This window comes from Streptomyces sp. NPDC048442, assembly GCF_040651475.1.
GTDB lineage: Bacteria > Actinomycetota > Actinomycetes > Streptomycetales > Streptomycetaceae > Streptomyces.
This window is the reverse complement of sequence record NZ_JBEZKB010000004.1, coordinates 202,682-214,972: the sequence shown is the minus strand read 5'-3', so window position 1 is coordinate 214,972 and position 12,291 is coordinate 202,682. Positions and strand designations below refer to the sequence as shown.

The following is a 12,291-nucleotide window of genomic DNA, read 5'->3' as shown; positions in this document are numbered from 1 at the left end:
AGGAGGCCCCTGTCATGCCCCGCCCCTTCACTCTCTTCACCGGCCAGTGGGCGGACCTCCCGCTCGAAGAAGTCTGTGCGTACGCACGTGACTTCGGTTACGACGGCCTCGAACTCGCCTGCTGGGGCGACCACTTCGAGGTCGAAAAGGCGCTCACCGACCCCTCCTACCTCGACTCGCGCCACGCCCTCCTCGACAAATACGGCCTGAAGTGCTGGGCAATCTCCAACCACCTGGTCGGACAGGCCGTCTGCGACAGCATCATCGACGAACGCCACAAGGCGATCCTGCCGCCCCGCATCTGGGGCGACGGCGAGGCGGAGGGCGTACGTCGCCGGGCCGCCACGGAAATGGCCGACACGGCGCGGGCGGCCGCCGCCTTCGGGGTCCGTACGGTCGTCGGCTTCACCGGATCGTCCATCTGGCACCTGGTGGCGATGTTCCCACCTGTCCCCGCGCACATGGTCGACCGGGGCTACGAGGACTTCGCCGAACGCTGGAACCCCGTCCTCGACGTCTTCGACGCGGAAGGTGTCCGCTTCGCCCACGAGGTCCACCCGAGCGAGATTGCCTACGACTACTGGTCGACCCACCGCGCCCTCGAAGCGGTCGGCCACCGCGCCGCCTTCGGCCTGAACTTCGACCCCTCGCACTTCGTCTGGCAGGACCTCGACCCGGTCGGCTTCCTGTACGACTTCCGCGACCGGATCTACCACGTGGACTGCAAGGAGGCCCGGATGCGTCTGGACGGCCGCAACGGCCGCCTCGGCTCGCACCTGCCGTGGGGGGACCCGCGCAGGGGCTGGGACTTCGTGTCGGCGGGGCACGGGGACGTCCCGTGGGAGGACGTGTTCCGGATGCTGCGCTCGATCTCGTACGAGGGCCCGGTGTCGGTCGAGTGGGAGGACGCGGGGATGGACCGACTGGCGGGGGCGCCGGAGGCGCTGGCGCACTTGAAACGGTTCGACTTCGAGGCGCCGGGGGCGGCGTTCGACGCGGCGTTCGGAGGGGGGTAGGGGGGCACCTTCAGCCCGTCCGGCGTTTGAGGAGGCGCGGCGCAGCCGTGCACCGGGCGCAGCCCGGAACACCCGCCCCCACCGGCCCCGCGGCGAGCGGTTGAGGTGGAGGGGCGGGGAGGGGCCGAATCCGCGAAACGGCCATCCGGCCCGCACGGGGTGCGGTGGCGGAGCGGGTGCGGTCGCGAAGGGGTTGCGCTCCTCGTGGGGGCCGCCCCCTTGCCCACCCGTTCCGCCCCCGGGGGGCGGCCCCGCTGCCCAAGAGGGCTAGGGGGCTGGGGGCTGGGGGACTGGAGGGCCGGGGCTGAAGGCTGGCGGGGGCGGCCCCGCTGCCCAAGGAGGCGGCGGGGGCCCGCTGCCCAAGAGGGCTAGCGGGCTAAGGGGCAGGCCCGGCGCAGACAGGAGCGTGCCCCGGACTTTGTCCACGTCCGGGGCAAAGCTCAACTTCTTGCCGCGCAAGCCCTATCCGCCCCGTACAAACGAAGCTACCGTCCACGGCGTGTACATGACATGAGTCGCCTGCACCCCACGCAGGAGCCCCCCCACCCGCTCCGCCCGGCCATTCCCTCCGGAGGACCCCGTGCACAGAAAGCGCTCCAGAGCCCGCCGCTCCCTAGCCCTCCTCACCGGCACCCTTCTCGCCGCCACCTCCCTCGCCTTCACCGCCCCCCAGCTCGCCGCCGCACCACCCGCCCCCGCCGCCGAGGAGTTCCAGCAGGTCACCCTCGCCAAGGGTGCCGAGGAGACCGGTGAGCCCATGTCGCTCGCCGTCCTCCCGGACCGCACCGTCCTGCACACCTCCCGCAACGGCGAGCTCCGTGCCACCGACGCCGCGGGCAACACCCGCGTCGTGGGCAAGATCCCCGTCTACTCGCACGACGAGGAAGGCCTCCAGGGCATCGCCCTCGACCCCAACTTCGCCCAGAACAAAGCGCTTTACCTCTACTACGCCCCACCCCTCGACACCCCCGCCGGCGACGCCCCCGAAACCGGCACCGCCGCCGACTTCGCCAAGTTCGACGGCGTGAACCGGCTCTCCCGCTTCGTCCTCAAGGCGGACGGCACCCTCGACAACGCCAGCGAGAAGAAGGTCATCGACGTCCCCGCGACCCGCGGCATCTGCTGCCACGTCGGCGGCGACATCGACTTCGACGCCGCAGGGAACCTCTACCTCTCCACCGGCGACGACTCGAACCCGTTCGCCTCCGACGGTTTCACCCCGATCGACGAGCGCCCCGACCGCAACCCGGCCTTCGACGCCCGCCGGTCCGCCGGCAACACCAACGACCTCCGTGGCAAGATCATCCGTATCAAGGTCGCCGACGACGGCTCGTACACCGTCCCCACCGGCAACCTCTTCGCCCCGGGCACGGCCAAGACCCGCCCGGAGATCTACGCGATGGGCTTCCGCAACCCGTTCCGCTTCAGCGTCGACAAGAAGACGGGCATCCTCTACGTCGGTGACTACGGCCCGGACGCCGGCGCCGCGGACCCCAAGCGCGGCCCGGCCGGGCAGGTGGAGTTCGCCCGCGTGACGAAGCCCGGCAACTTCGGCTGGCCGTTCTGCACCGGCAGCAACCAGCCGTACGTCGACTACGACTTCGCGACGAAGACCTCCGGCGCCCCCTTCGACTGCGCGGCCCCCAAGAACGACTCGCCGCACAACACAGGACTCGTCGACCTCCCGCCGGCCCAGGCCGCCTGGATCCCGTACGACGGCGGCTCGCTGCCCGAGTTCGGCACCGGCTCGGAGTCCCCGATGGGCGGACCGGTCTACCGCTACGACCCGGCGAACACCTCCCCGGTGAAGTTCCCCGAGGCGTACGACGGCGACTTCTTCGCCACCGAGTTCGGCCGCCGCTGGATCAAGCGGATCGAGCAGGGCGAGGACGGCACCGTCCAGAAGATCAACCCGTTCCCGTGGACCGGCACCCAGGTCATGGACAGCGCCTTCGGCCCCGACGGTGCGCTGTACGTCCTCGACTACGGCACCGCCTGGTTCGGCGGCGACGAGAACTCGGCCCTGTACCGCATCGAGAACGCCACCGGCGGGCGCTCCCCGGTCGCCGTCGCCACCGCGAACAAGACCTCGGGCACGGCACCGCTGAAGGTCGCGTTCTCCTCGGCGGGTACCGTCGACGCCGACGGCGACACCCTCACGTACAGCTGGGACTTCGGTGACGGCACGCCCGCCTCGACGGAGCCGAACCCCACCCACACGTACAAGAAGAACGGCACGTACACGGCGACCGTGACGGCGAAGGACCCGACAGGTCGCACCGGTTCGGCGAGCGCGCACGTCGTCGTCGGCAACACCGCGCCCAAGGTGACGCTCGAACTCCCCGCTCAGGGAACGCTGTTCAGCTTCGGAGACGAGATTCCCTTCAAGGTGAAGGTGACCGACGCCGAGGACGGCGCGGGCGGCAAGCCGATCGACTGCACCAAGGTGAAGGTCACGTACATCCTCGGCCACGACAGCCACGGCCACCCGATCACCTCGGCCAATGGCTGCTCCGGCACCATCAAGACCTCGTCCGACGGCGGCCACGACCCCAACGCCAACATCTTCGGAGTCTTCGACGCCCAGTACACGGACGCGGGAGGCGGCGGTCAGGCCCCGCTGACCACCCACGACCAGGCCCAGCTCCAGCCCAGGCACCGGCAGGCCGAGCACTTCAACGGCCAGTCGGGGATCAAGGTCTACGAGAAGGCGGCGGCGCACGGCGGCAAGACGGTCGGCGACATCGACAACAACGACTGGATCTCCTTCAAGCCCTACCACCTCACCGGCACCACCAAGCTCACTGCGCGTATCTCCTCCGGCGGCGCGGGCGGCTTCCTTGAGGTCCGTACCGGATCCGCGAAGGGCCCGATCCTCGGCTCGGCGCCGATCCCGGTGACCGGCGGCTGGGAGACCTTCCAGGACGTCGACGTACCGCTGCGCAACGTACCGAAGAAGACCACCGAACTCTTCCTCGTCTTCAAGGGCGGTCCCGGCGCGCTCTACGACCTCGACGACTTCGAGCTGTCGAACAGCGCCCCGGACAAGACGGCCAAGCGGGTCCTGGTCTTCTCCAAGACGGGCGGATTCCGCCACGACTCGATCCCCGAAGGCGTCGCCGCGCTGAAGGAGCTGGGCAAGACCAGCAATATCACCGTCGATTCCACTGAGGAAGCAGCCCAGTTCACCACCAGCAACCTGGCCCGCTACGACGCGGTCGTCTTCATGTCGACGACGGGCGAGGTCCTGGGCGCCGACCAGCAGAAGGCCTTCGAGAACTACATCCGCACCGGCGGCGGCTACGTCGGCGTCCACGCGGCCGCCGACACCGAGTACGAATGGCCCTTCTACGGCGGCCTGGTCGGTGCGTACTTCGCCTCTCACCCGCAGAACCAGAAGGCGACCGTACGGGTCGAGGACTCCCAGCACCCCGCCACCGCGCACCTCGGCGAGTCCCTGGAGCGCACCGACGAGTGGTACAACTACCGCACCAACCCCCGGGGCAAGGTCCGCGTGCTCGCCACGCTCGACGAGACGACGTACACCGGCGGCACCATGAAGGGTGACCACCCGACCGCCTGGTGCCAGACGTACGAGGGCGGCCGCTCCTTCTACACCGGCGGCGGCCACACCAAGGAGTCGTACGCCGAACCGGCCTTCCGCCAGCACCTGTTGGGCGGACTGCGCTACGCGGCCGGCCAGGTCAAGGCCGACTGCAAGCCGCAGACCGGCTACCGGCAGCTCTTCAACGGCAAGACCCTGGAAGGCTTCAAGCAGGCGGGCCCCGGCAAGTTCGACGTCGTCGACGGCGAGCTGCGCTCAGACGGCGGCATGGGTCTTCTCTGGTACCAGGCAAAGGAGTTCAAGTCGTACTCCCTGAAGCTGGACTGGAAGATGACCGACGACGACAACTCCGGTGTGTTCGTGGGCTTCCCGGCGTCCGACGACCCGTGGTCGGCCGTCAACAAGGGGTACGAGGTCCAGATTGACGCCACCGACGCACCGGACCGCACCACCGGCTCCGTCTACTCCTTCAAGTCCGCGAACGTGAAGGAACGCGACCGGGTGCTGCGCCCGCCGGGCCAGTGGAACAGCTATGAGATCCGGGTCCAGGGCGAACGTCTGCAGATCTTCCTCAACGGAGCGAAGATCAACGACTTCACCAACACGGACCCGGCCCGCAGCCTCAAGGACGGCCACATCGGCCTGCAGAACCACGGGGTGGGCGACCAGGTGTCGTTCCGCGACATCCAGCTGAAGGAACTTCCCTCCGAGTAAGGGCAGTTGCGCAACTCCTCTGGTGGGGAGGGGAGATGTCATCCGCCCCTCCCCACCACCTCTCCACCACACCTCAGTGCTTTCGGTACTTCAGCGCAGGGAGGCTCAGCAGTGCCCACAGATGTCGTACGAAATCTTCCCGAATCGGCTCGCACCGGCGTCTGGTTCATCGGCGCCCGCGGCTCGGTGGCGACCACTTCCGTCGCGGGCTGCGCGGCGACGACGGCGGGCCTGCACCCGCCGACCGGAATGGTGACCGAGACCGCGCCCTTCACGGAATCCGGCCTCCCCTCCCTCCCCTCCCTGGTCTTCGGCGGTCATGACACCGCGAGCTGCCCGCTGCCCAAGCGGGCGGAGGAACTGGAGGCCGGCGGCGTACTCCCGCACGGCCTGACTGCCGCCGTACGCGCCGAACTGACCGCCGCCGACGCGGAGATCAGGCCGGGAGGCCCACTGCCGGGCGACACCCGCACGGACGACGAGCTGATCGCCACCTTCGCGGCGGACCTGGCCGCCTTCCGTACCCGCCACGCCCTGGCGCGGGTGGTCGTCGTCAACGTCTCCTCCACCGAGCCGGCTCCTTCCCCGTCCGACAGCACCCTCCCGCCCAGCTCCCTCTACGCGGCGGCAGCGATCCGCGCCGGCTGCCCGTACGTCAACTTCACGCCCTCCACCGGCCTGTGCGCCCCCACCCTCGCCGCGGACCTGGCCGCGAGCGGACTGCCGTACGCGGGCCGGGACGGCAAGACCGGTCAGACGCTGCTGCGGGCGGTCCTCGCCCCGATGTTCGTCCAGCGCGCCCTGTCCGTACGCGCCTGGTCGGGTACGAACCTGCTCGGCGGCGGCGACGGAGCAGCCCTCGCCGACCCGGCAGCGGCGGCGGCGAAGAACGCGGGCAAGACCCGCGTCCTCACCGACGCACTCGGTCAACTCCCGCAGGGCGACGTCCACATCGACGAAGTCCCCGCACTCGGCGACTGGAAGACGGCCTGGGACCACATCGCCTTCGAAGGCTTCCTCGGCGCCCGGATGACCCTCCAGACCACCTGGCAGGGCTGCGACTCGGCGCTCGCCGCCCCCTTGGTCCTGGACCTCGCCCGACTCCTCGCCCGCGCCCACGAATGCGGAATCTCCGGCCCGCTGCCTGCCCTCGCCTTCTACTTCAAGGACCCGCACGGCGCGGGATCGGCGGCACTGGCCGACCAGTACGCGGACCTGATCGCCTTCGGTACGGAGCTGGGAGGCGGAGCGGCATGACGAAGGCCCTCGGTGCCGATGTCCGCGCCTGGCTCGAACTCCTCCGCGTATCAGCCCTGTTGACCGTCCCGGGCGACGCCCTCGGGGGAGCGGCAGCCCTCTCCGTACGCCCCAACAGAGGCACGGCACTGGCACTCGCCTCCTCCCTCTGCCTGTACGAGGCGGGCATGGCCCTCAACGACTGGGCGGACCGCGCCGAGGACGCACAGGACCGCCCGCACCGGCCGATCCCCTCGGGCCGGATCGCCCCGACGGCAGCGCTGTCGGCGGCCTGCGCCCTGTCGGCGGCGGGCCTGACCCTGGCGTCGCGCGCGGGCAGGCCCGCACTTGCCGTGGCGACGGCGGTGACCGCGACCGTCTGGGCGTACGACCTGAAACTCAAGCACACGGCACTGGCTCCGGCGGCGATGGCGACGGCAAGGGCACTGGACCTGCTGATGGGGGCGGTGGCGACGGAGGGCTCGGCGCCGGGAACGGCCCAGCCGCCCGGTCGACAACCCTCCCGCCCGACCGCGCGAGGAAGCGGGCCCTCACTCGGGGAGACAACCAGCACCGGACTTCCCCGCACGGCCCTGTTCGAGGCCTTGTCCGCCGCGACCTTGCTCGGTGCCCACACGTACGGGGTGACGGAGGTGTCGCGACACGAGGTAGAGGGGGGCTCAACGGCCGGCCCGATGGCGGCGCTTGGGGCGGTGGCAGCGATAGCGGTGGGTCTGTCTCGGAAGGGAGGGGCGGGTGGCGGGACGGGGGTGTCCCGTAGGGCATGGGCGGGTGGGGGGACGGGGGTGCCCCGTTGGGCGGGCCAGGGGAGCGTCCCGTGGCGGGCTGTGCCGTCGAATGCCGTTCGCCGGGCTGCCGCGCCGCTGAGCGCGGCTCACCTGCGGTCCGCCCCCGGGGCCGCCGCCCCGCGACACGGCGCCCGGTCCGGCCGGATCCTGGTCTGCGTGCTCGCTGCGGCCTACCTCCGTACCGCCGCGCGTCCCCTCCTCCATGCCGCGCTCAACCCGTCCCCGCCACTCACCCAACGCGCGGTCGGTGGCGGTATCCGCGCCATGATCCCGCTCCAGGCCGCACTGGCGGCCAGGTCCGGAGCCCCCGGAACAGGGGTGGCGCTGCTGGTTCTGGCGCCGCTGGCCCGCCGCCTTGCGCGGAAGGTGAGCCCCACGTGAAGTCGTCGAAAGATCCGTCCGAGCGGCCCGTCCAGCAGCTGGTCCCGCAGCCCGTCCCGCAGCCCGTCCGGCAGCCCGCCCGGCAGTCGGTCCAGCACTGTGCGCCGCACCCTGCCCCGTACACCCGCGCCACGCCTCCCCTCCGCACCCCACCCCTCCGCTTCGGCTACGGAACCAACGGCCTCACCGACCTCCGCCTGTACGACGCGCTGGCGCTTCTCGCCGACCTCGGTTACGACGGCGTGGGCCTCACTCTCGACCACATGCACCTCGACCCTCTGTCCTCCGAACTGCATAGCCTCACAGCCAAGTTGGCGGAACGCCTAGACCGCCTGGACCTCACCGTCACTGTCGAGACCGGTGCCCGCTACGTCCTGGACCCGCGCCGCAAGCACGGCCCGTCCCTCCTCGACCCCGACCCCGCCGGCAGGTCCGCCCGAGCCGATCTCCTCCGTACGGCAGTCCGGGTCGGCGCGGAACTGGGAGCCCACGCGGTGCACTGCTTCAGCGGTACGGTCCCGGCCGGTACGCCGCCCGACGCCGCGTGGCAGCGGCTGGCAGCCGCCATGGCTCCGGTGGTCGAAGCGGCCACGGCGGCCCGCGTCCCCCTGGCCGTCGAACCAGAACCAGGCCACCTCCTCGCCACGCTCGCCGACTTCCACCGTCTCCGCCGCGCCCTCGGCGACCCGCAACACCTCGGCCTCACCCTCGACATCGGCCACTGCCAGTGCCTGGAAGAGGCCTCGCCCGCCGACTGCATACGGGAGGCGGCGCCCTGGCTGCGCCACGTACAGATCGAGGACATGCGCCGAGGTGTGCACGAGCACCTGCCCTTCGGTGAGGGCGAGATCGACTTCCCGCCGGTGCTGGCCGCACTGGCGGCGACCGGATACCAGGGCCTGACCGTGGTCGAACTTCCCCGCCACTCCCACGCGGGGCCCGAACTGGCCCGCAGTTCAAGGAAGTTCCTGTGCGAGGCGACGGCGGGCCTCGGCCGGGCGGCCTCCCGGTCGACGCAGCAGCCCCGGACCACTCCACCGGCGAAAGGCACACTGTGACGACAGTCCCGGCGGGCAGCCCCACCGCACTCAGGGAAGCCCTCGAAGCCCACCTGGGCGGTGCGGCCAGAGCCTGGCTCCACGAAGCCCTGGCCGAGGCAGCGGCGGCCTCTGCGCGGGGCGGTTCGGCAACGGAGAGCGCAGCAGCGAGGGAGAGCTCACGGGCAACGGAGAGCGCACGAGAGTCGGTGAGCGCACCGGCACCGGTACGGGACGCGCGGAATACAGACCTCCCCACCTGGGAAACCCGCTTTGCGGAAGCGGGCCGCTACTGCCGCACCAACGGCACGCTTGCCGCGGCGGCGTGGGGGACTCGGGCATCCGACGCACCTCAGGCACTTCAGGCACCCCGCGCACCCGAGGCACCCGAGGCACCCCGCGCACCCGAGGCACCCGAGGCACCCCGCGCACCCGAGGCACCCGAGGCACCCGGGGTGCCCCAGGCTCCGGCTCCCTTGCACCTTGCGCAGCCCGCCCCGGGCCCGGTGGCGCAGCATGTCCGGGCTCTGGGCCTGGTCGCGCCGCCTGTCCCGTCCCCGGGCGTGCAGTCTGTTCCGACATCAGGTGCGGTCGCGCCGCCTGTTCCCACTCCAGGTGCGGTCGTGCCGCCTGTCCCAGCTCCGGACTCAGCCGAGCCGCCTGGCCCGGCCCCGGGCGCGGTTGCGCAGTCGGTCCCGGTTCCGGAGCGGGTTGCGCAGTCCGCCCCAGGCCCGGTGGCGCAACCTGTCCGGGCTCCGGGCCTGTTCGCACCGCCCGTGCCGGCTCCGGGCCCGGCTGTGCCGCTTGCCCCGGCCGCTCCGGGTCCGGTTGTGCCGCTTGCCCCAGCGGCTCCGGGCCAGGTTGTGCCGCCTGCCCCGGCCGCCCCAGGCCCGGTCGCGCCGCCCACTCCGGCCCGTGCTCCCACCCCCACTCCGACCCCCACCCCCGACCCCGCCACCGCAGCCCGCATCCTCCTTCTCTGCGCTGCCCACGCCGACCGCCCCACCACCCACCGCCTCTACACCCGCGGCACGGCCGCCGAGCGCAGAGCGGTTCTGCTGGCGCTGCCGCACCTCGAGCACGCCCGTGACGGCTCTGGCCTGCCGCTCGTCGAGGACGCGCTCCGTACCAACGACACCCGTCTGGTCGCCGCCGCCCTCGGCCCCTACGCCGCGACCCACCTGGATCCGCACGCCTGGCGGCACGCCGTCCTCAAGTGCCTCTTCACGGAAGTCCCCGTCGACACCGTCCACGCCCTGGCCCACCGCGCCCGGGGCGACACCGAACTCGCCCGCATGCTCACCGACTACGCCGCCGAACGCACCGCCGCCGGCCGCCCCGTCCCCGCCGACCTGCACCACGTCCTGGCCGTCACGGCCCAGACCCCTGCCCCGCAGACCGCCGCCCCGCAGACCCCCGCCCCACAGGTCACCCGCACCCCAGCCCCCGCTCCCGAGGCCCCCTCGGAGGAGTCCTGATGCGTATCTTCGACCCGCACATCCACATGACCTCCCGCACCACCGACGACTACGTGGCGATGTACGCCGCAGGGGTCCGTGCCGTCGTCGAGCCGGCCTTCTGGCTCGGCCAGCCCCGCACTTCGCCTGCCAGCTTCTTCGACTACTTCGACGGCCTCCTCGGCTGGGAACCCTTCCGCGCGGCCCAGCACGGCATCGCCCACCACTGCACGCTCGCCCTCAACCCCAAGGAGGCGAACGACCCCCGCTGCACCCCCGTCCTCGACGAACTGCCCCGCTACCTGGTCAAGGACTCCGTCGTCGCCGTCGGCGAGATCGGCTACGACTCGATGACCCCGGCCGAGGACCACGCCCTCGCCGCCCAGCTCCAACTCGCCGCGGACCACGGCCTGCCCGCGCTCGTCCACACCCCGCACCGCGACAAACTCGCCGGCCTGCACCGCACCCTCGACGTCGTACGCGAATCGCACCTCCCCCCGGACCGGGTCCTCCTCGACCACCTCAATGAGACAACCGTAGAGGCCGCCACTGACAGCGGCTGCTGGCTCGGCTTCTCCCTCTACCCGGACACCAAGATGGACGAGGACCGGATGGTCGCGATCGTCAAGGAGCACGGCACGGACCGCATCCTGGTCAACTCCGCGGCGGACTGGGGGAGGAGCGACCCCCTCAAGACCCGCAAGGCGGCCGACGCGCTGCTCGCCGCAGGCTTCTCCGCCGACGACGTGGACCTGGTCATGTGGCGCAACCCCGCCGCCTTCTACGGCCTCAGCGGCCGCCTCGACCTGACGGCCCCCGCCGCGCCGCCGCTCCTCCACGAGGGCAACTCCATCCTCCGCGGTGGCGAATAGAGCCCCTCGCCCCCGCTCTCACCCGTCACCCCCACCCCGGCACCGGAAGGGGACATCCCGCATGCGCTTCCGCCACCCCGACGGTTCGACCGTCCACCTTGCGTACTGCACCAACGTCCACCCCGCCGAGACCCTCGACGGCGTACTGGCTCAGCTCCGCGACCACTGCGAGCCCGTACGCAAACGCCTCGGCCGGGACCGTCTCGGCATCGGTCTGTGGCTGGCCGGGCCCGCCGCGCACGCCCTGTCCACCGACCCGGCGGCCCTCCGCGGCCTGCGCACAGAACTCGACCGGCGCGGCCTCGAAGTCGTCACCCTCAACGGCTTCCCGTACGAAGGGTTCGGCGCGCAAGAGGTCAAGTACCGCGTCTACAAGCCGGACTGGACCGACCCGGAACGCCTCTCCTACACGACCACCCTGGCCCGCCTCCTCGCCGCACTCCTCCCCGACGACGTCACCGAAGGCAGCATCTCCACCCTTCCGCTGGCCTGGCGCACCCCGTACGAGCAGCACCCCACCGCCGCGACCACGGCCCGCACCGCCCTCGCCACGCTCGCGGAACGGCTCGACGCCCTCGAAGACCTGACCGGCAAATCGATCCGCATCGGCCTGGAACCCGAACCGGGCTGCACCATCGAAACCACCGCCGACGCCATCGGCCCGCTGACCACGCTCGCCAGCCCCCGCATCGGCGTCTGCGTGGACACCTGCCACCTCGCCACGTCCTTCGAAGACCCGGCCACCGCACTCAACGCCCTCACCACCGCGCACATCCCCATCGCGAAGGCCCAGCTCTCAGCCGCCCTGCACGCCGAACACCCCCACCTCCCCGAAGTTCGCACCGCCCTCTCCCACTTCGCCGAACCCCGCTTCCTCCACCAGACCCGCACCACCACCCGCCCTCCGGCGACCACCACCCTCTGTCCCGCCCCCGCGGCCGCTGACGCCTACTTCGACGCCGGCCTTCCCGCAGCGGCCATTTCCCTGCGGCCCGCGCCGGCCGACGCCGGCCCTTCTGCAGCTGTCGTCGACGCCGACCCTCCTGTACCCGCTGATGCCCGCCCTTCCACGGCCGCCACCCTGCGTCCTGCCGCGCCTGCCGACGCCTGCTCTCCTGCGGCTGCTACCGACCGTCCTCCTACGGCTACCGGCGCCGACTCCTCTGCGGCTGCCGGTGACGCCTGCCCTTCCTCGGCCGCCGCT

General features: G+C 71.6%; 8 protein-coding genes. All 8 read left to right on the top strand.

All coding sequences use genetic code 11. The features are described 5' to 3' along the window. Nucleotides 1-14 precede the first annotated feature (14 nt). Entirely contained in the window at nt 15-1,016 is a 1,002-nt protein-coding gene (locus AB0D18_RS08720) for a sugar phosphate isomerase/epimerase family protein (protein WP_362414393.1), read from the top strand. 580 nt (nt 1,017-1,596) lie between these two features. Continuing rightward, entirely contained in the window at nt 1,597-5,295 is a 3,699-nt protein-coding gene (locus AB0D18_RS08715; RefSeq protein ID WP_362414391.1) for a ThuA domain-containing protein, read from the top strand. A 111-nt stretch (nt 5,296-5,406) separates the two neighbouring features. Next, nucleotides 5,407-6,552 (top strand): inositol-3-phosphate synthase, encoded by a 1,146-nt coding sequence (locus AB0D18_RS08710; RefSeq protein ID WP_362414389.1) that lies wholly within the window; start codon nt 5,407-5,409, stop codon nt 6,550-6,552. Further along, the gene (locus AB0D18_RS08705; RefSeq protein ID WP_362414388.1) at nt 6,549-7,721 is read left to right on the top strand and encodes an SCO3242 family prenyltransferase; all 1,173 of its coding nucleotides are present in this window, start codon (nt 6,549-6,551) and stop codon (nt 7,719-7,721) included. The genes AB0D18_RS08710 and AB0D18_RS08705 overlap by 4 nt, the downstream gene beginning before the upstream one ends. Next, nucleotides 7,718-8,779 carry a sugar phosphate isomerase/epimerase family protein gene (locus tag AB0D18_RS08700; protein ID WP_362414386.1) on the top strand — a complete coding sequence of 354 codons (1,062 nt, stop codon included), beginning with the start codon at nt 7,718-7,720 and terminating at the stop codon, nt 8,777-8,779. The genes AB0D18_RS08705 and AB0D18_RS08700 overlap by 4 nt, the downstream gene beginning before the upstream one ends. 740 nt (nt 8,780-9,519) lie before the next feature. Continuing rightward, on the top strand, nt 9,520-10,236 hold the full coding sequence (locus tag AB0D18_RS08695; protein ID WP_362414715.1) for an EboA domain-containing protein: 717 nt from the start codon (nt 9,520-9,522) through the stop codon (nt 10,234-10,236). Next, nucleotides 10,236-11,087 carry a TatD family hydrolase gene (locus AB0D18_RS08690; protein WP_362414384.1) on the top strand — a complete coding sequence of 284 codons (852 nt, stop codon included), beginning with the start codon at nt 10,236-10,238 and terminating at the stop codon, nt 11,085-11,087. The genes AB0D18_RS08695 and AB0D18_RS08690 overlap by 1 nt, the downstream gene beginning before the upstream one ends. Before the next feature lie 61 nt (nt 11,088-11,148). After that, nucleotides 11,149-12,291 (top strand): metabolite traffic protein EboE (gene eboE, locus AB0D18_RS08685; protein ID WP_362414382.1); only part of this gene is annotated, 1,143 nt, incomplete at its 3' end.